This is a genomic window from Flavobacterium psychrotrophum (genome assembly GCF_003403075.1).
GTDB classification, from domain to species: Bacteria; Bacteroidota; Bacteroidia; order Flavobacteriales; family Flavobacteriaceae; genus Flavobacterium; species Flavobacterium psychrotrophum.
In genome coordinates this window covers 3,838,036-3,859,371 of record NZ_CP031557.1, presented here as the reverse complement: position 1 = coordinate 3,859,371, position 21,336 = coordinate 3,838,036, and the positions used below count along the sequence as shown (strand labels likewise).

Genomic DNA, 21,336 nt, shown 5'->3' with positions numbered 1-21,336 from the left:
TAGTTGAGTGCGGTGCTAAATTAGGTAATGTTAACATAAAATTTGTAAGAATAATACTGTTGTCTATACTTTGTCTATACTCTCTAATGTATCAAACCCCACAGCCTGCCTTACTTTTGCAACCGTATCCTCATAATAGGTGCCGATCATTTATGATATGATACAGTTGTTTTTACAATGCACTAATTGTCGATTTTAGTGCGTTTATTTTCTGGGGGCAGTGCGGACGCTTTATGCGTCCGCACTCTTTTTATATACCTGCCACACTTTAACAAAATCTAAAAGCTTTTACATTTCTTCTTAACTAAATTAGATGTCCCTGTGCATTAATGCCGCTAATTACTAATGGAAGAAACAAATACCCCACCGCTGCCTGTAAAAAAGAGATGGTTAAAAATTGCCGGAAGGATATTTTTAGCTCTGTTAATTATTATAATATGCCTGTACACCGGGCTGGCGTGGTACCTGCATACCCATAAAAAACAGGTGCTACAATCGGTAACTACATCGCTTAATGATGATATATCCGGCACGCTTACTATAGGCAATATGGAAACTACCTTATTACAGGGGTTTCCCAGAATAGGCCTTACCCTTAAAAACGTTACCCTGCGCGACAGCCTGTATGTAAACCATAAGCGTACACTACTTACTGCCGGCGCTATGCAGGTAGATGTTAACATGTTTGCACTATTTAGGGGGGCGGTAGAAATTAAGAAGATCAGTATTGCCGATGCTGCTATTGACCTTTTTACCTCAAAAGAAGGATATAGCAATACTGCGGTATTTGGCAAGAAGAAGAAATCCGAAAAAAAATCATCGTCCGGTGGTGCTTTTCCTGAACTGAAAAAGCTTACGCTCGAAAATGTATCGTTTACTGCCGATAACCGCAAGACCAGTAAACTGTACCGTTTTAATGTAAGCAGCCTTAAGGCAGCGCTTGATTATAAAAGTTTTGGCTGGGAGGCAAATGTTTCTTTAGAGGGTATGGCAAAAAGTATGGCTTTTAATACCGGCCGCGGCAGTTTTATTAAAGACAAAAGTCTTGACGGCAGCTTTGATATAACATATAATGAAAAGGAGGGAGCTCTTAAATTTGCCAGGCGAACGCTAAGCATAGGGGGCGAAGATTTTATTATTGGTGCAAAACTGGGTGTAGGAGAGTCGTCTAAATTTAGCATTACCATACAAAATAAAGACATTTTATGGAAGAATGCCGCGAACCTGCTTTCGCCTAACATTACCGAGAAGCTGATGATGTTTGATATTGCAAAGACTATTGTAGTTGCCTGCGATATTGTGGGCGACTTTAATAGCACGGGCGATCCGCTTATTCAGGTAAACGCGGTGGTAAAAGATAATGTACTTACTACACCGGGCGGCGATGTAGAGGCTTGTAGTTTTTTTGGTGTATTTACCAATAATAATATAGCAGGGCGGGGTTATGATGACATCAATTCTGCCATTAAGCTTTTTGGCTTTAAGGGGAATTATAAAGGGATACCGTTTCTTATGAAACGTGTGGCAATTCGTAACCTTGAGAAACCTGTTGCCATAGGTAATTTTACTTCTGACTTTAAAATGGAACAGCTTGCCGGCCTTGTTGATGACGATTTGCTTAAGTTTAACAAAGGTACTGCAAGTGCGCGGTTTAACTTTAAGGCCGATGTAGAACATTTTAAGCTTACAAAACCATTGGTTAGCGGCAGCCTTATGGTAAAAAATGCAAACGTTGCTTATGTGCCGCGAAAACTGGAATTTAAAGATGTATCTGTAGCACTCGATTTTAATCAGGACAACCTTAACATTAGCCAGATTGTTTTAAAAACCGGACATAGTATTGTGAACATGCAGGGCAGCATTCGTAATTTTCTAAACTTATATTATACTGCACCCGAAAAAATTGTGCTTGAATGGCAAATGTATAGCCCGCAATTGCACCTGGGTGAGTTTATGGCATTTTTGCAAACCCGTAAAAAAACGCAAAGGGCTATTCGCCAAAATACTAAAGGCAATTTTACCGGCGAAATGAATGAGTTGTTTGAAAAATGTAATGTAGATATGAAGCTTAAAGTTGACAAGCTGTACTATAAGAAGTTTTATGCAACTAATGCTACAGCTAACGTATTGCTTACTGACAAAGGTGGCATTGTGCTTAAAAATGCAGGGCTAAGGCATGCAGGCGGCGCACTAAAAATTAATGGCGCACTAACTACCGGTGGCGCTACGCATTATAACCTGCAGGCAAATGTGCAGAATGTTGAGGTAAGTAAATTTTTATATGCCTTTGATAACTTCGGTCTTGAGAGCCTTACTTCTAAAAACCTGAAAGGGCTTTTTTCTGCACAGGCCGATGTAAAAGGTACAATTACCGAAAGTGGTACGTTGTTACCAAGATCTATTTCCGGTAATGTAAATTTTGGGCTTAAAAAAGGCCGGTTAGTAGATTTTGACCCTGTGGTAAGCGTGGGTAAATTTGCCTTTCCGTTCAGGGATGTCAAGAACATAGAATTTTATAACCTTAAAGGCCGCTTTGAACTGATGGGAGAGAAGGTAAAGGTGCATCCAATGAAAATAAACAGCAGTTTGATTAATATGGATATAGAGGGGGTATACTCCTTTGGCAACGGCACACACATATATATAGATGTACCACTGCGCAATCCTAAAAAGGATAAAGACATTACCGATGAAAAAGAACTTGCCGAACGCCGACATAAAGGTATTGTACTGCATCTTAAAGCCGAAGATGATGAAAACGGCAAGGTAAAAGTAAAGCTGGGTAAGAAAGATTGATGCAGTCTTAAAGTCGAAAGCATCAGGTTATAGAGTTAAAAGTGTAATAGTTATGAGTGAAGCTAACTTTACAACTTTCGACTTTGCAACTTTACAACACGATTTAATTTTTCCCTTCCTTTTCATTGAGGTATTTCCAGTAGCGCTTGGGTACGTGCTGTATGTGGAGTTTCATGTTTTTACGTGCGGGTATATTTGTACTGTTAAAATAGTCTTTCCATAGTATAGATGCAAGTTCTTCTTTTTCGTCTGTAAGTTCTTTGGGTAACGCTATTTTACGGGTATCTATAGCAGACACAAATTCGTATGTAATTTCTTCTACCGTGTGCAGGTTATAAAACAGGCCATATTTTCGTTTTACGTCATAGATTATCCATTGCTGGTCGGCATAGCGATTTTTGAAAAAAGTAGCAATAAGCGGCAACACATTAAAGTCGGGTTCAACAGGGCAGTAATAAATGCCGTCGGCAGTTTTCTGGAAACGTATAAATGCCTTCATGCGGTGCTTTTCGCGGTTTACTTTTCTGTCCACTTTGCTAACAGCCATTACATGAGGATTGCCAAAGTTTTGCTCCGCACCTTTTACATTATCAAAAATGTAATGGGCAAAATCAAACAGATCCTGAAAAGTTTGTGGGTCTTCGCTCAGGTAAGCTTTATAAAACATAACAGCCCATTGCGGTACTAGCTTTTTCTTTAACCCCGTCCATACACGGGTAGCCTTAGCTTCATCATTTAAAATTTCAAAACTTTCATCAAGCATTTCAGGCTGGTAGAGTTTATCCCATACAAGCCTTACCGCTTTTTCTTTGCGGTCATAGCTTTCAAAAACTGCCGTGAGCAATCCCTCAAAAGAGCCATCAAAAATATAGGTAACCATTAAAAAAGGCTTAACTGGTTTTGCGGAACTTTAAGGTATTTACTGCTGCTTTCGGCCAGGATGAGGTTTTTAAGATGCGGTGCTTCAGGTTCCTGTAGTACGTAAGGGCTATCTGCGCAACGTATAAAATGCTTTGCGCGGCTGTAAGCAATACCTATTTTTTGCAGCTGATCTGTACGCAGCCTGCCAAATTTTCTGGCCTGGATTATTTTGTTTGCTGAGGTTACACCTATGCCGGGCACACGAAGTATCATGCGGTAATCGGCAGTGTTAATATCAACAGGAAACTGGTCTAAGTTACGCAAAGCCCAGCTGAGCTTAGGGTCGATATCAGTATCCAGGTGCGGGTTTTTAGCATTCAGCAGCTCCTGCACGCCAAACCCATAAAAGCGCATCAGCCAGTCGGTTTGATATAGCCTGTTTTCGCGAAGTAGTGGTGGCTGGCTGCCTATAACCGGCATACGCTCATCATAACTAATGGGTATGTAACCGCTGTAATACACACGCTTAAGCGAAAAATCTTTGTAATATTTATCTGCGCTGTACATAATTTCCATATCACTTTCGGGGGTTGCCCCAATAACCATTTGGGTGCTTTGGCCGGCAGGTACAAACTTAGGAGCGCTCTTTATCAGACCGGTTTTCTTTTCATCTTTAAATTTGGTAATGGTATTTTGAATAAATCCCAGCGGCTTTTTAACCTCTTCGTGCGATTTTTCGGGGGCAAGTAGTTTAAGTCCGTTTTCGGTAGGCATCTCCAGGTTAATGCTCATACGGTCAGCATAAAGGCCGGCTTCGGTTAGCAATTCCGGGCTTGCTCCCGGTATGGTTTTAAGGTGTATATAGCCATTGAAACGCTCTTCTGTACGCAGCCTCTTTACAATGCGTACAAGGCGTTCCATCGTAAAATCGGCATTTTTAAAAATACCCGAACTTAAAAACAACCCTTCGATATAATTGCGGCGGTAAAAGCTCATGGTAAGCTCCACAACTTCATCTACAGTAAAGGCAGCACGCTGCACATCGTTACTACGGCGCGATACACAAAAGGCACAATCAAAAATACAATGGTTGGTAAGCAATACCTTAAGCAATGAAACACATCTGCCGTCTTCGGTATAAGTATGGCATATGCCATTGCTCGCATCGCCTATGCCTTTATTTTCATTCTTTCTTTTGCTTCCACTTGATGAGCACGATACGTCATATTTAGCCGCATCTGCCAGTATAGTTAACTTTTCTCTTATTCGTTCATACATCTGCCATTCTTTTAAGACAAAAATACTAACTATAAGAATATTTTCGCAATAAACAAAAGTTAAATAAGTAGGGGAAAATGAATGTTAAATGTTTTATAAAATATAAAATTTACAGGATACTTTGATAAATCAAAAAATCGTGTATTTTTGCGTTCAATAGTAAATAGAGGTATTATGTTTTTTTATAAAATAATGACAAAAAGTTTTAATTATACATTAGATAATCTTTGCTTTTGTGTTAAAAATTCTTTTATGTTTTAAAAATTATATTGATGCCTGAGATGTGTGAAAATTGTTGTGAATTTTAACATGAGGAAACACAATTATTTTATATTTGCCTTCCTGTTTTAATAAGCTGAATTTTAACTTATTAAGATTGGCCCCGAAATTTTATAGATTGCTAGTTAGTTGGAAGTTATGAGAAAAAATTTACTTGTTCTGTTTGTCCTGTTTTGCTGTTTGACAGGCTATTCGCAAGGTGTTGTTGTTAGCACTACCGCTAACGGTAATGCCAACCCCACCCAGTTGGTTAATTACTTGCTGGGAAATTCAGCGTGTTTGGTACAGCCTACAGGTGCTGTAAAAAGCACTGGTTTGAGCTCTGTAAGTTATGCACAGGGAAATAGTATCGGTACATTTACAAACTCAAATGCCGCTTTTCCAATGGCATCTGGTGTTGTGCTTGTAACGGGAGATGCCGCAACGGCTTCCGGTCCTAATACCAGTGTGTCTTCAGATAATAGTGTGCAGTCGCAAACGTGGCTGGGCGATGCAGATCTTCAGGCCGCTTTTGCAGCAACAACGCCTATACGTAGTATGAATGCTACGGTTTTAGAGTTTGATTTTGTTGCGGCAACACCTAATATATCAATACCTTATATCTTTGCTTCAGAAGAGTATGGGCAATATCAGTGTAACTCTAAAGACGGATTTGCTATATTGATAAAAGTTGCAGGTAGCCCTGCGGCATACCGAAATATAGCAACTGTGCCAAATACTAACCTTCCTGTTTCTGTTGCTAACATCAGGAACAGTGCTTTTAACAGTGGTACTGCTACATGTCTTTCAGTTAATTCTCAGTATTTTGGTGTATTTAACGGTGGTAGCGCGGCGCCAACTGCAGCGACCAATTTTGAGGGGCAAACAGTGCAGCTTACTGCTTCGGCCAATGATCTTGTTCCAGGTACAACTTACCACATTAAAATAGTAATTGCAGATGATGGCGATGCTAACCCAAATAATACATTGGGTAATGATGGCCGTTACAACTCGGCTGTTTTCTTCCCTCAGGGAGCATTTAACTTAGGCCAGCAGGTGGTTGGAGATAATCTTTCGCTTGCAAATAATACTGCGCTGTGCCAGGGTAGCTCTTATACAGTTAATACAGGACTTACAGGTTCTCAATATACTTTTGCCTGGACCAGGGTAGGTAATGCAGCTGTTATAGGTACAGCTTCTTCACTTACTGTTAATGCAACAGGTACATATAATGTGCGTATAACTAATACCGCTACTGCTTGTGCTGTAGATGAACAGGTAACTATAGAGTTTGCACCGCAACTTGTTCCGGGTGCCGCCACTACTTTGTATGCCTGTCCTTCGGGAGGAAGTTATACTTATAATTTGGTACTAAATACCCCATCTTTAAAAACAGGACTTGATGCTGCAACACAGGTAACGTATCATACTACCGCATTGGCTGCCAATGATGGTACCGGAGCAGTTAATGCTGCTGCTTACACAACAACCGGTGGTACAGTTACTATTTATGCTCGTGTAAAATCACATAACAGTAGTTGTTATGTGGTAGTTCCTTTCGATTTAATGACAATTCCTACTCCTACGGCAACTCAGCCTGCGGCAGGGCTTTCGGCATGTGAGGGTACAATTAACACAGGAACTGCTATTTTTAATCTTACTGCTCAGGATGCTGCTATTTTAGGCAGCCAGGCACCGGCAGATTTTACAGTAACATATTATACTACTCTTGCAGATGCAAATGCGGGTACAGGTAATATTGTGGTTGCCGGAAATTACCAGAGTACCACTACAAATACAGTGCGTACACAAACTATTTATGCAAGGGTGCAAAGCAGCCGTAATACTTCTTGTTATGCAGTAACTTCTTTTACCATTACGGTAAATCCACTGCCTGCTGTATCTACAGGTACAACCCAAACGGTTTGCGGTAGCTATACACTACCTGTAATTACAGACGGAAATTACTACACCGGTAGCGGCGGAACAGGAGCATTGCTGCCGGCAAACAGCCAGATAGTAAGTACACAAACTATTTATATATATAATACTAATGCTAACTGTTCTAATCAAAGCAGTTTTACCATTACAGTGCTACCGGGTGCGGTAACACCGGCTCCCGTTACAGCTTGTAATAATTATACGCTGCCTAACCTTGACCCGGGTCAGGAATATCGCACTGCTGCTAATGGCGGGGGTGCAGTAATTCCGTGGGGTACTGTAATAAGCACTACATCAACAATATATTTTTATATTCCTACAGCGGCTTCGTGTACTAATACGAGTTCTTTTGTGGTAACCATTGTTACTGCCGATGATCCTGCCGATGTTAATCAATGTGTGCCTTACAGGTTGCCTGCGCTTACCGCAGGTAATACTTACTGGACTGCTCCGGGCGGGCCTACTGGCGGCGGTACCCAGCTTGCAGTAAATGCCCAAATAACAACTACGCAAACTATTTATGTTTATAAGCCACATCCTGATGGAACTTGCTTTAATGAAAAAAGTTTTGAAGTAGCAATAAATAATGTGCAGCCGGTTCCTGTATATGGTGCACAATCGTATTGTTTTGGCTATACAATTCCTACTATTCCAGGAGCTAACTTTTATTCTGGGCCAGGTGGTACAGGTACACTATATCCTGCCGGTAGCGATGTAAGAACTTCGCAAACATTATATATTTACAGAGTAAGCCCTAACAATCCTGGCTGTTTTTCAGAAAGTAGCTTTGCTCTGACAATAAATCCAAATCCGGTAATCAATCCTATAGCAAATGCATCTGCATGTGGTAGCTATCAGTTACCGGTTAATCCTCAGGTTGAAGCTTACTTTGAAGGTCCTTTCGCAACAGGTGTACGCCACGAGCCGGGTTCATTCATTACTTCAACGACAGTGTTATATGCTACAACCCCTGCTTCTGCTGATGGCTGTCGAGGATTCAGGCAATTTACAGTTACAATTTTGGGTGCAACAGCTGCTAACCCTGGTAATCAAACAATTTGCCGAAGCTACACTCTGCCTGGCCTTGCTACAGGAAGCAGGTATTTTACTATGCCGGGTGGTCCAACAACTACAGGAAATGTACAGAAATTTGCAGGCGATTTAATTACGACTACAACTACGCTTTATGTTTATGCATCTTTAAATGATGGATCTTGTCCTGCCGAAAGTAATTTTATAATTACAATATTACCGAATCCTTCTGTTGGTACATTTCAAAATATCATAGCTTGTGCTAGTTATACATTACCATCGCTTACTACCGGTAACTACTATACTGCTGCTAATGGCGGAGGTACAGTGGTGCCTGCAGGAACTGTTGTTACAGCTGACAGGACATTATATGTATATGCTGAAACTACTACAGGAACTACTACATGTAGCGATCAAAAAAGCTTCTGGATTCACATTATTACAGGAAGGTTTGCACCGCAGAATGTAACAAGTTGTGGTAGCTATACGTTGCCGACACTTCCATTCGGAACTTATTATAATGGGCCAAATGGTACAGGAGGTGTTGTTGCTGTGGGTACGGTAATTACTTCTAACCGTACTGTATATACTTACGCCGATGTAAATTCGGGAACGAACTGTACGGGTAATGAAAGTTTTAATGTAACCATAACTAATACGCCAACTGTAGATACACTTGCAAATGTAAATGCATGTAACAGTTATACATTACAGCCATTAAGTGCTGGTAATTATTATACTGGTCCTGCCGGTACAGGTACTATGTATCCGGGTGCGGGTGGTACAGTACTTACTACATCTCAATTGCCTCTTTATGTGTACAACTCAAATCCTGGGTGTGCGGCAGAGAGTCAGTTTAATATTACAATTAACCGTGTTCAGATAACAAACGTACCTGCTAATCAAACGGTATGTTCTGATACAGGTTATCCACTCCCTCCATATCCGGTAGCTGGGTCAGCTTATTACACAATGGCAGGCGGACCAACTACCCCGGGTAACGTTCAGAAATTTCCGGGAGATATAATTACAACAAACGCTACTATTTATATCTATGCCCAACTTTCAGGTACAACATGTACAGATGAAAAATCGTTTACGGTTACTACTGTGGCCCCTCCGGTAATTAATGTTCCTCCGGTGGTGGCAAGTTGTACCTCTTACAGGTTACCGGCGCTTACGGTAGGTAATTATTTTACGGGCCCCGGAGGTACGGGTACACCACTTTCTGCAGGACAGGATATTTTGGTGTCTCAAACCATATATGTTTTTGCTCAGACGGGTGGTTCGCCAAACTGTACAGCAGAGGAAGAAATACAGATACTGGTTAACCCTGTTCCGCCTGGACCTGTGTCTGCGTGCGACACTTATACACTGCCAGCACTTACAATAGGCGAATACCGCACAGCTCCAAACGGAGGCGGTACTGTAATACCTGCGGGTAGGGCAATAACCACTACCACTACTATTTATTACTTTATACCTGCTGCGGCAACTTGTACTAATACAACATCATTTGTTGTAACAATTTATAACACTCCAACGCTGGATACTTTTAATCCTGTATATAATGTGTGTGATGAGTTTACACTAACCCCACTAACGGTTGGTAACTACTATACACTTACAGGAGGCCCTACAGGTGGTGGTCAGGTAATACCGGTGGGTACTGTGCTTACTACTTCTCAAACAGTATTTGTTTATGCTGCTACTGGTGGTGCCGGTGAATGTTTTAGAGAGACAAGTTTTGTTGTAAACATTACAGCTACGCCTGCCATCGTTGCGCAGTCTGATGCTGCTGTCTGCGATTTCTATAACCTGCCAAACCTTCCTGCGGGATACGGTTACTACCGCTTAAGTGGTGGCCCAACTACACCCGGACAAACACAGCTTCCTAATCAGTTCAGGATTACAACAAATGATGATCCTGATGATGGAACGCGCGTTTATATCTATGCAGCAGCTGCGGGTAACCCAAGCTGTTTTATGGAAACATATTTTAATGTAATAATTTTCTCTGCATCTGTAGATACTGAAATAACAACTATTGCTAACGGAAGTACTGCTCCTGGTAGTGCATACTGGGCGGCAGCATCTTTAGAAACAGATACTACAAGTCCTCTTGCAGGCCAGCTTGTGCTTGATGTAGAAGCTTGTGATACTTATACACTTCCTAATATAAACGTAGGTGGTACTAATCCTAATGATACTTATCTGCAGCATTATTATACGCTTCAGGGTGGGCCAGATGTTGCTGGTCAGCAAATGATTACGAACCTTACTTTTACAGCCTCAGCAAGAGTGTATTTATACAGGCGCTTAACAGGCAGGCAAAACTGTTCTGATGAGGCGAGTATTGATATTGTAATTAATCAGACTCCTGTAGTAGATAAGACACAGACAAATTTCTCAGATTGTGATACACATACACTTCCGGCTCTTACAGTAGGTAACTATTTTAGCAGCCCTAATGGTGTCAGTCCTATAACAAACCTTACTATTACAGCTACGCAAACAATATATGTATATGCGCAGACAGGTACTAACAGGATATGTAGTGATCAGCACAGTTTTGTACTTACAATAAACAGGATAGATGTTCCGGTTCCGGCTAATGTTGTATCGTGCGACCAGTATGTTCTTGTTACGCCTAATCCGGCTACAGCAAGATATTTTGACCTTGCCGGTGGTCCGGGTGTACCGGGCCAGGTAGAACGCTTTGTGGGAGATACATTGCTGCCTGGTGATTATGACCTGTGGGTTTGGGATGAAACACATACTACGCCAAACTGTACAGATGAAGAAACATTCCATATCAAAGTTGTTGCAAGGCCGGTAGGTATTCTACCTACAGGTTTAGTAACATGTGCTATTGATGATATTGGACATGGTATTTTTGATCTTACACCTGCTATAGCAGAAGCAATAGGTACTCAGCCATTAGTAGCTGCCACGATACACCTTACCCTGCCAGATGCAGAACGTGGTACTAACATATGGACTAATATTACTGCATTTGCAAATGGTAATGCCAATACGCAAACTGTATATATAAGGCTGTACAGCACACTTTCTACAGATTGTTATACTGTAGTGCCGTTGCAACTTACCACTAATCCAAGGCCTATTGCTGTAGATCCGCTTGTGCCATATGCGATTTGTGATAACGGTGCCAATGATACAGATGGTATTGGTGTGTTTAATCTTACAACATATGAGGCCAGGGTTTTAGGTGCTCTTAATCCTACACTACATACGGTTACATATTATGAAACTATAGCGGCAGCCAATGCGGGTGCCCCGGCAATAGCAAGCCCAACGAACTACAATAGTGTTACAACTACTGTATATCTAAAAGTTACTATAAACGCTACGGGCTGTTACGACATTGTACCGCTAAACCTTGTGGTGAACCCGCTACCGGTAGTAACGAACCCAACACCGCTGGTACTTTGTGATGAGGACAACCCCGGCGATGAGGTCGAGGAATTTGACCTTACCGGTAAGACAGACGAGATCACAGGAGGCGTAAACGGTTTAACCACCACGTTCCACACGAACCTTGCGGATGCAGAAGCAGGTACCGGTGCAATCCCCAACCCTGAGACATATGAAAATAGAAGCTCTCCTGCGGTACAGCCCATCTTTGTAAGGGTTACTGATAATGTAACGGGCTGCTACCGTATCGTACTACTGGACATCCGTGTAGAGCCACTGCCAATATTGGTACAGCCAACAACAGATGAACTTACAGTATGCAGCACGACCAATAATAACCTAGGTAACTTTGACCTTGACCGGATCGCAGCAGAAATGATAGATGGCGGCACGGACATGACCGTAGCCTTCTACTATACCATGACCGATGCCGAAAGGGGGAATAATGCCATAACCGGTACTGCAAACTTTGAAAATACCGATAATACGACACTTTATGTAGTAGCGACCAATACCCTTACGGGTTGCCGCAGCATTGTATACACCATTACCCTTATTGTAAACCCTGCCCCGGCAGACGTACAGCTTACCGACCTAAGGGACTGTGATGATAATGATGCTACTAATGACGGGCGTGTGGTATTTGACCTTACACAGCAGGATGCAGCTATATATACCCTTACGGGAGAAGTACCGGGCAGCCTTGTGATCCGTTACTTTATTGACGAGCCAAGCGCTACTGCCGGCTTCCCAAGGATTACCAGCCCTGCTGCCTTTGCAGGGATTGACAACCAGGAGATCTGGGTAAGGATAGAATACCCTGCAACAGAATGTTTCATTGTAACAAGCTTTAAGCTGTTTGTAGACCGTCCACAGGAATTGGCCCATGCTACACCGCTTATTGTATGTGATGAATTACCTAATGACAACAAAGCTCTTTTCGACCTTACATCGAAAGACGACGAGATACTTACACCAACCGGTATAGGAGAGCAAAACCTGGTGCAGTACTTTATATTAGAGGCAGACCGTGATGCAGCCATAAACTGGATTACTACACCGGAAGCCTTTGAAAACACAGTCGCAGGCTACCAGACGCTATATGTACTGGTAACCACACCACAGGGCTGTATCAGCAAAGAAACCCTTACGCTGATCGTTAACCCTTCGCCAAACCCTAACATCAATCCGTTGACACTGGAGCTATGCGACAGCCATGATGCAACAATAGGCGATGGTATCGAAGAATTTGACCTTACCGATGCAGCGGTTAACATCCTTGCAGGCGATACACAATCAGTGCTTACCTATTATGCCAATGCTGCCGATGAGGCAGCAGGCATTGCGATACCTGATGAGACAAAATACCTGAACGTAACCCCTTGGGATGATACGGTAATCGTACGTGTAACGCGTACCGATACCCAACCGGGCTCACCGGCATGTTCAGTGCTTGTAACACTGCCACTGCACGTTAACCCACTGCCACCGGTATACGACAGCACAGGCGTAGTACCATTGTATGCAATCTGTAACGATCCAACAACCGGCTTTGAGACGTTCAACCTGATCGGCCATGTAACCGACCTTATTACGGCCGCAGGCGAAGTGCCAACGAACTTTGACATCAGGTTCTATGCCAGCATTGCAGACATAACAGCAGGCAGGGCACTGCCACACCTGTACACCAATACTACGGCAGGCCACCAGCAGATATGGGTAGTGGTAACCAACAGGACAACAACCTGTTCAATCACTACAACACTTGAGCTTTACGCCGAACAGGCAGCGGTAGCCAACCCGGTAACCTCACCGGCCAACAGCCCAATGGTGGAATGTGACTATGACAGCACGAACGACGGCTTTACGGCCTTTGACCTTACCCCAGCAGGCGCAGAAGTACTGGGCAGCCAGAACCCTGCACAATATACGCTGGGCTACTACACCAGCCAGGCCGCAGCCGAGGCAGGCGACATCACGGCAGCGGAATATATAGCAACGCCTGCAGCATTTACCAATACGGTATACCTTGGGCAGACGATCTGGGTGAGGGTAACCAACACCAGCACGTTCTCACCATGCTATGCAGTAACCAGCTTTAACATCAGGGTAAGTTTGCTGCCAACACCAAACATCACCAGTGAAGACAACGATGATACCTTGTGTGTAGAATACAGCAATGGCAACGTAAACAAACCGGTGTACCTGCATGCAGGCGACACCACGGCAGGCAACACCTACCAGTGGTACCTTAACGGTACGGCAGTAGCCACGAACGGCACCTCAGAAAGGTACACAGCAACCGAAGAAGGCCTTTACACGGTAGAAGTATGGAATGCAGACAACTGTATCTCTGATGCAGTGGCACCATTTGAAGTATTCCTTTCGGGGCCAGCGGAGATCATTAATACAGGCTATGTGGTAAGCAACGCCTTTGGGGACAACCAGACGGTAACGGTGCTTGTACAGGGCTATGGCGACTACCAGTACAGCCTTGCGCCAGAAGATGCAGACGGCAATGCCACGCCACTGGGCCCATGGCAGAACTCGAATGTATTTACTAATGTACCACTGGGCTTCTTTACGGTATACGTTCGCGATGCGAACACCCTTGAGATCAACCCATGTGACATGCTAAGGATCCCGGGCGTAAGCGTAGTGGACTACCCTAAATACTTTACGCCAAACGGCGATGGCATCAACGACTACTGGAACATCATCGGGCTTCAGGGTACGGGTGCAAGGATCTTTATCTTTGACCGCTACGGCAAGCTCATCAAACAGCTAAGCCCTGACAGCAGGACCGACAAAGGCCAGGGGTGGGACGGTACCTACAACGGCAACCCGTTACCGTCAGACGACTACTGGTTTACCGTTGAGTTCAACGAGAATGGCCATGCAAGGACCTTTAAGGCACACTTTGCGATGAAGCGATAAATAGTTACAGTGTCCAGTAGCAGTCAGCAATAGCTTTTTTATGTGGGACACCAACTTTAAATACAAAACAAGGGCAGCCAAATCGGCTGCCCTTGTTTTGTATCTATTATGGCATGCGCTGTTTTTAAAGCCGCAACTTTAGCTCCAATCGCACAATTGTTTGCGTGTATTGACACAAGGCTGGGAAGTCTTATGTAGATACAGTACTTTAAAACAGGGTTCAATAATCTAAAGGCTTGAGAGGATTTAATTATAAAAAATGTCAGGTTTGTAAAAAAGACATTTCTTATTATTAGGAAGGGGAAATTATGAGGTCAACGAGTTGTGTATATACAGGGTAGTAGCAAAGTAGATATGATTCCCATTTTGCACAGGCGCGTTTCCAGAATACAAATGCTGCTTAATAAACAGAGCGATCCATCTTGGATTGGCCTTGTTTATTAACCAGCATTTGTAGGTGTTAGCTGCTCCTTGGAGAGGGAGTAGCTAACACTTTATTGATTACTGTTTAAGTGTTTAGTTTCTCAAACTATTTATTCTTGCCACATATTTGCCTATCACATCAAACTCAAGGTTTACTGTAGTGCCGGCTTTAATTTGGTTGAAATTAGTGTGCTCGTAAGTGTATGGGATTATAGCAACACTAAATGAATTAACCTGCGAGTTTACCACGGTAAGACTTACTCCGTTAACGGTTATCGAGCCCTTTTCTATAGTAATGTTGCTTGTGGCGGGGTTATATTCAAAGGTAAAGTACCAGCTGCCACCGGCTTCTTCTACGCTTTTACAAATTCCGGTCTGGTCTACGTGTCCCTGTACTATATGGCCATCAAGGCGTGCGCCCAGCTGCATGGCACGTTCAAGGTTTACTCCACTGCCTACGCTCCATTCTTTTAGATTGGTTTTTTCAAGCGTTTCTTTAATAGCGGTTACTGTGTAGTTATCTGTGCCAATTGCTACAACGGTAAGGCACACACCGTCGTGAGAAAGGCTTTGGTCTATCTTAAGCTCGTGGGTAATGGGCGACGAAAAAGTAAAATGAATGTTTTCGTTGTCTTTCTTAATATCTTGTATTATAGCCGAGGCTTCAATTATTCCTGTGAACATGCTGATTTATTTACTAAGTTTGTAACACCAAAATTAAGCAATAGAACTATCATGGCAAAGAAGGCAGAGAATGTAATTGTAGGCATATCCATAGGCGACCTTAACGGAATAGGAGCAGAAGTGTTTCTTAAAACCTTTGAGGATGCCCGTATGCTTGAGTTTTGCACGCCGGTAGTCTTTGCAAATGTCAAAATACTTTCGTTTGTAAAAAAAGCGCTTAATCTTAATGCTAACCTTCATGGTATTGATAAGCTGGATCAGTTATTGATAGGTAAAATTAATGTGCTTAACGTTTGGAAGGAAGGCGTAAACATAGAGTTTGGTAAAAATGATGATGTTGTGGGTGGTTATGCTGTAAAATCGTTTACAGAGGCTGTTGCAGCGCTTAAAAATAAGGAAATAGATGTGCTGGTTACGGCACCTATAAATAAATACAATATACAAAGCGAAGAGTTTAAGTTTCCCGGGCATACAGATTATCTGGATCAGGAGCTTGATGGCGATGCGCTTATGTTTATGGTACAGGATAATCTTAGGGTGGGGTTGCTTACAGACCATATTCCGGTAAATGAAGTTTCGGCGCATCTTACAGAGGCGCTTATACGCAAAAAGATTCTTACGATAAACAAATCGCTTAAACAGGATTTTAAAATTAACGGCCCAAAAATTGCTGTATTGGGTGTAAACCCGCATAGCGGGGACAATGGTGTCATAGGTAGGGAAGATGACGATGTTGTAAAGCCTGCGCTTAAAAAATTGTTTGAAGAAGGTGTTAAGGTTTTTGGACCTTTTAGTGCTGATAGTTTCTTTGGCAGTGGGCAGTATGAAAAGTATGATGCAGTAATTGCCGCCTACCATGACCAGGGGTTAATACCGTTTAAAACCTTGTCGTTTGGTAATGGTGTTAACTATACTGCCGGGCTTTCGGGAATCAGGACATCACCAGATCATGGAACTGCTTATGAGATAGCAGGTAAAGGCGAAGCAGACAATAATTCGTTTAAAGAAGCGGTGTACCTGGCGCTCGATATTTACCATAATAGAGGCGAATATACCGAATTAACATCGAACCCTTTGAAAATAAGGGAGAAACAAGAAGAAAAAAAATATTCATAACGGTTTTGGATTTGCAATAATTTTATATCTTTGCACGCTCAAAACTGTTATAACTAACACATTGCACTGGTTTTAGTAGCAAAATAGATAGTAGTAACAGTTAATAACTGGCATAATGAAAGCGAAAAAGGAATTCTTGATCCCTTTTGTGGGGTTAAAGCAGGGAAAGCACCAGTTTGAGTTTGATATTAATAAAACGTTCTTTGATGACTTTGAATTTGACGAATATAATGGCGTCAATGTAAAAGTAAATCTTGTTTTGGAGAAAAAGAGCACCATGATGGAGCTTTCGTTTAAACATGCAGGTACGGTTAACGTGCCTTGTGATTTGACGAATGAGGATTTTGACTTGTCTATAAAGGGCAATATAAACCTTATAGTGAAATTTGGTGATGAGTTTAATAACGATAATGAAGAAATACTGATACTGCCACATGGTGAATACCAGGTAGATGTGTCTCAGTATATTTATGAAATGATCGTGCTTTCTGTTCCTTCAAAACGGATACATCCCGGGATAAAAGACGGCACATTTGGTGCCGGGATATTAAACAAGCTGGATGAGCTTGCCCCAAAAGAAAAACTTGAGATTAAAGAAGAAAAAACAGACGACCCAAGGTGGGACGGATTAAAAAAACTATTAACGGATAATAAATAATATAGTAAAATGGCACATCCTAAGAGAAAAACCTCGAAAACGAGAAGAGATAAGAGAAGGACTCACTATAAAGCTTCTGTACCTCAAATTGCTACATGCCCGGTAACCGGCGAAGCGCATTTGTATCATAGGGCTTACTGGCATGAAGGCAAAATGTACTACAGAGGCCAGGTAGTTATCGATAAAGCTGAAGCGGTAGCTTAATTGCTTAAAGTATAGGGTAAAACTCTCACTTAGTGGGAGTTTTTTTTGTTAAATAGCCGTTTTTTTACCAGGCGGCTTTTTTTATCGCCCATTTTTAAAAAAATTTTGTAATTTCCGTCACTTTTTATTTACTGATTGCCAGTAATAAAGATGTGATTATACTTACTATTTAATTATGAGTAAAATAACAGCCGCTATTACCGCTGTAGGTGCTTATGTTCCTGAATATAGGCTTACTAACGAGATACTTGAAACCATTGTAGATACTAATGATGAGTGGATAACATCCCGTACCGGTATTAAAGAAAGGCGTATACTTAAAGATGCAGATAAGGGTACTTCTTATCTTGCTATTAAAGCCGCAGAAGATTTAATAAAAAAAGCGGGTATTAACCCTGAAGATATTGATGCTGTGCTTGTGGCTACCACTACGCCAGATCAGCCCGTGGCAGCTACGGCAGTTTATGTAGCTACTCAAATAGGTGCTGTTAATGCATTTGCTTATGATCTTCAGGCTGCGTGTTCCAGCTTTTTATATGGCATGAGTACTGCTTCTGCTTATATAGAAGCAGGGCGTTACAAAAAAGTATTGCTTATAGGGGCAGATAAAATGTCTTCTATCATAGATTATAAAGACAGGGCTACCTGCATTATCTTTGGAGATGGCGCCGGTGCCGTACTTTTTGAACCTAACCATGAGGGCCTTGGCTTTCAGGATGAAATACTAAGGAGCGATGGTATAGGTCGCGATTTTCTTAGAATAGAGGCCGGCGGATCTTTAATGCCAGCCAGCCATCAAACCGTAGAAGAGGGTAAGCATTATGTTTACCAGGATGGTAAAACCGTATTTAAATATGCGGTAAGTAATATGGCCGATGTTAGTGAGCGCATCATGAAAAAGAATAATCTTGTACATGATGATGTAAACTGGCTTGTGGCACACCAGGCTAATCGTCGTATTATAGATGCTACAGCATCGCGCATGGGTGTAGACGAATCTAAGGTGCTTATTAATATAGAGCGCTACGGTAATACTACCAGCGCTACCCTGCCTCTTGTACTTGCTGACTTTGAACATCAGTTTAAAAAAGGCGATAACATTATTTTTGCTGCATTTGGCGGCGGCTTTACATGGGGCTCTATCTACCTTAAATGGGCTTACAATAAAAACTAAACAAACTACAAAATATTAAAACGGAAAGTATGGATATCAGAGAAATTCAAAACCTAATCAAGTTTGTGGCTAAGTCCGGAGCTACAGAAGTTAAGTTAGAGATGGATGATTTTAAGATCACCATAAAAACTACTACAGAGGGTGCTGCCGAAGCTGCTGCTACGGCTTACATTCAGCAAATGCCAGTTGCACAGCAAGCTGCTCCTGTTGCTGCTGCTCCTGCCGCGCCGGTTGCCGATGCACCTGCCGCTGCTCCTGTAGGAGAAGATACATCAAAATTTATTACAGTTAAGTCGCCAATTATTGGTACATTATACAGAAAACCATCTCCGGATAAACCTTCTTTTGTTGAAGTAGGAAGCGTTATCAATAAGGGTGATGTAGTGTGTGTTATCGAGGCAATGAAACTATTTAATGAAATAGAATCTGAAGTTTCAGGAAAAATAGTGAAAGTTCTTGTAGACGATGCCTCACCGGTAGAGTTTGACCAGCCACTATTCCTGGTAGACCCATCTTAATTATTATTTTAAATTATAAATTTTGAATTCCAATTACAGGAATTCGGGAGAAAATTTAAAATTCACAATTTAAAATATCAAAGAGATGTTTAAAAAAGTATTAATAGCCAACAGGGGAGAGATAGCGCTACGTGTTATTCGTACCTGTAGGGAGATGGGCATAAAAACTGTTGCAGTATATTCTACAGCCGATGCTGAGAGCCTGCACGTAAAGTTTGCCGATGAAGCCGTGTGTATAGGCCCACCGCCAAGCAACCTGTCTTACCTTAAGATTTCAAATATTATTGCTGCAGCAGAAATTACTAATGCAGATGCCATACACCCGGGATACGGTTTTCTTAGCGAAAATGCACGTTTTTCTAAAATATGCAAGGAGCATGGAATCAAGTTTATTGGTGCATCTCCTGAGATGATCGATAAAATGGGTGATAAGGCTACGGCAAAAGCTACCATGAAAGAGGCTGGTGTACCATGTGTACCGGGTTCTGACGGGCTTCTTGAATCATACGAACATACTGAAAAGCTTGCTGCCGAATTTGGCTATCCTGTAATGCTAAAAGCTACTGCAGGTGGTGGAGGTAAAGGGATGCGTGCCGTGTGGAAGCAGGAAGAGCTTCGTAAAGCATGGGATAGTGCTAAGCAGGAAGCTGCTGCATCTTTTGGTAATGATGGTATGTATATGGAGAAGCTTATAGAAGAGCCGCGCCACATTGAAATACAAATTGTAGGCGACTCTTTTGGAAAAGCGTGTCACCTTAGTGAAAGGGACTGCTCTGTACAGCGTCGTCACCAAAAGCTAACGGAAGAAACACCATCGCCGTTTATGACGGATGAGCTTCGTAATAAAATGGGTGAGGCTGCTATTAAAGCTGCTGAATATATTAAATATGAAGGTGCCGGTACAGTAGAATTTCTTGTAGATAAGCACAGGAATTTCTATTTTATGGAAATGAATACGCGTATACAGGTAGAGCATCCTATAACTGAACAGGTTATAGATTATGACCTTATTCGTGAGCAGATACTTGTAGCAGCAGGTGTGCCTATTTCGGGTAAAAACTACCTGCCGCAAATGCACTCTATTGAGTGCCGTATCAATGCAGAAGACCCGTATAATGATTTCCGTCCGTCTCCGGGCAAGATCACTACCCTGCATATGCCGGGTGGACACGGTGTAAGGCTGGATACGCATGTTTACAGTGGCTATACTATTCCGCCAAATTATGACTCTATGATCGCTAAGCTTATTACTACTGCCCAAACGAGGGAAGAGGCTATAAGCAAAATGAAGCGTGCCTTAGATGAGTTTATAATAGAAGGTATTAAAACCACTATACCATTCCACCGCCAGCTTATGGATGAACCGGATTATGTTGCCGGTAATTACACCACTAAGTTTATGGAATCGTTTAAGATGAAAGAACGCATAGTAGAATAATAAAAGTCCCGCCTGCAAGGCGGGACTTTTTTGTATATACTAATTTTGTCCTGCCATTGCCAAGAACATAAAAATGTTGTATCTATGCCATCTGTTAACTAATAAATACAAAATCAAATGACCCTGAAAAAGATGTTATTATCTACAGCACTAACGGTGCTGTTTACCGTTACTGTAATGGCGCAGGATAAAACCGTAGATGGTGCCAAGGCTGTTACATCGTATATGAAAGAGCAGCTGTCTTTAAACGATAGCCAATACACTAAAGTGTATGCTGTAAATCTTTCCTTTCTTCAAAAAGAGGCAGATAATAAGAAGAAAAATAAAGGTGCAGACCAAATTAAAAAACTTAGGGTTCTGGAAGATGAGCGCGATACTAAATTAAAATCGGTGCTTAGCGAAGACCAGTATAAAAATTATGTAGGCAACAAAGCTGCTAACCGTAAAAAAATTGCGGAATACTATAGGTAATTTAATGTTATCAAATAAATAGAGAAGAGAGGCTGTCTAAAAAGGTAGCCTCTTTTTTTTGCGTTTTATAAAACCGTATTAATGATATTATCGTAAGTATTTATCCAAT

12 protein-coding genes are annotated in these 21,336 nt (G+C 41.9%); 9 read left to right on the top strand and 3 right to left on the bottom strand.

Features of this window, described 5'->3' with window-relative positions:
- Positions 1–345 precede the first annotated feature (345 nt).
- Positions 346–2,796 (top strand): AsmA family protein, encoded by a 2,451-nt coding sequence (locus DYH63_RS16690; RefSeq protein WP_116789875.1) that lies wholly within the window; start codon positions 346–348, stop codon positions 2,794–2,796.
- A gap of 103 nt (positions 2,797–2,899) precedes the next feature.
- Here DYH63_RS16690 and DYH63_RS16685 read toward each other — a convergent pair whose 3' ends face one another.
- Positions 2,900–3,676, bottom strand: a complete 777-nt coding sequence (locus DYH63_RS16685) for a TIGR03915 family putative DNA repair protein (RefSeq protein ID WP_116789874.1) — start codon at positions 3,674–3,676, stop codon at positions 2,900–2,902.
- Positions 3,676–4,935 carry a putative DNA modification/repair radical SAM protein gene (locus tag DYH63_RS16680; protein ID WP_116789873.1) on the bottom strand — a complete coding sequence of 420 codons (1,260 nt, stop codon included), beginning with the start codon at positions 4,933–4,935 and terminating at the stop codon, positions 3,676–3,678. The genes DYH63_RS16685 and DYH63_RS16680 overlap by 1 nt, the downstream gene beginning before the upstream one ends.
- Positions 4,936–5,352: 417 nt before the next feature.
- Here DYH63_RS16680 and DYH63_RS16675 point away from each other — a divergent pair, with 417 nt between their 5' ends.
- Complete coding sequence (locus DYH63_RS16675) at positions 5,353–14,541, top strand: FIDD domain-containing protein (RefSeq protein ID WP_162927070.1); 9,189 nt, start codon at positions 5,353–5,355, stop codon at positions 14,539–14,541.
- Positions 14,542–15,057: 516 nt separating this feature from the next.
- On the opposite strand, the gene DYH63_RS16670 is transcribed toward DYH63_RS16675, so the two are convergent.
- Entirely contained in the window at positions 15,058–15,648 is a 591-nt protein-coding gene (locus tag DYH63_RS16670) for a riboflavin synthase (RefSeq protein ID WP_116789871.1), read from the bottom strand.
- A gap of 51 nt (positions 15,649–15,699) precedes the next feature.
- On the opposite strand from DYH63_RS16670, the gene pdxA reads away from it, so the two are divergent.
- From pdxA to DYH63_RS16635, 7 genes are all read left to right on the top strand, one after another.
- Positions 15,700–16,764 (top strand): 4-hydroxythreonine-4-phosphate dehydrogenase PdxA, encoded by a 1,065-nt coding sequence (pdxA, locus tag DYH63_RS16665; RefSeq protein WP_116789870.1) that lies wholly within the window; start codon positions 15,700–15,702, stop codon positions 16,762–16,764.
- Between the two features lie 115 nt (positions 16,765–16,879).
- Positions 16,880–17,422, top strand: a complete 543-nt coding sequence (locus tag DYH63_RS16660; protein ID WP_116789869.1) for a YceD family protein — start codon at positions 16,880–16,882, stop codon at positions 17,420–17,422.
- Between the two features lie 9 nt (positions 17,423–17,431).
- Positions 17,432–17,626 carry a 50S ribosomal protein L32 gene (gene rpmF / locus DYH63_RS16655; RefSeq protein WP_026993360.1) on the top strand — a complete coding sequence of 65 codons (195 nt, stop codon included), beginning with the start codon at positions 17,432–17,434 and terminating at the stop codon, positions 17,624–17,626.
- A gap of 175 nt (positions 17,627–17,801) precedes the next feature.
- Positions 17,802–18,800, top strand: a complete 999-nt coding sequence (locus DYH63_RS16650; RefSeq protein ID WP_116789868.1) for a beta-ketoacyl-ACP synthase III — start codon at positions 17,802–17,804, stop codon at positions 18,798–18,800.
- A 29-nt stretch (positions 18,801–18,829) separates the two neighbouring features.
- On the top strand, positions 18,830–19,318 hold the full coding sequence (gene accB / locus DYH63_RS16645; protein ID WP_116789867.1) for an acetyl-CoA carboxylase biotin carboxyl carrier protein: 489 nt from the start codon (positions 18,830–18,832) through the stop codon (positions 19,316–19,318).
- Between the two features lie 85 nt (positions 19,319–19,403).
- Positions 19,404–20,756 carry an acetyl-CoA carboxylase biotin carboxylase subunit gene (accC, locus tag DYH63_RS16640; protein WP_116789866.1) on the top strand — a complete coding sequence of 451 codons (1,353 nt, stop codon included), beginning with the start codon at positions 19,404–19,406 and terminating at the stop codon, positions 20,754–20,756.
- Between the two features lie 117 nt (positions 20,757–20,873).
- Positions 20,874–21,227: a DUF4890 domain-containing protein gene (locus DYH63_RS16635; RefSeq protein WP_116789865.1), complete on the top strand. Its 354-nt coding sequence runs from the start codon at positions 20,874–20,876 to the stop codon at positions 21,225–21,227.
- The last annotated feature ends 109 nt before the right edge of the window (positions 21,228–21,336 follow it).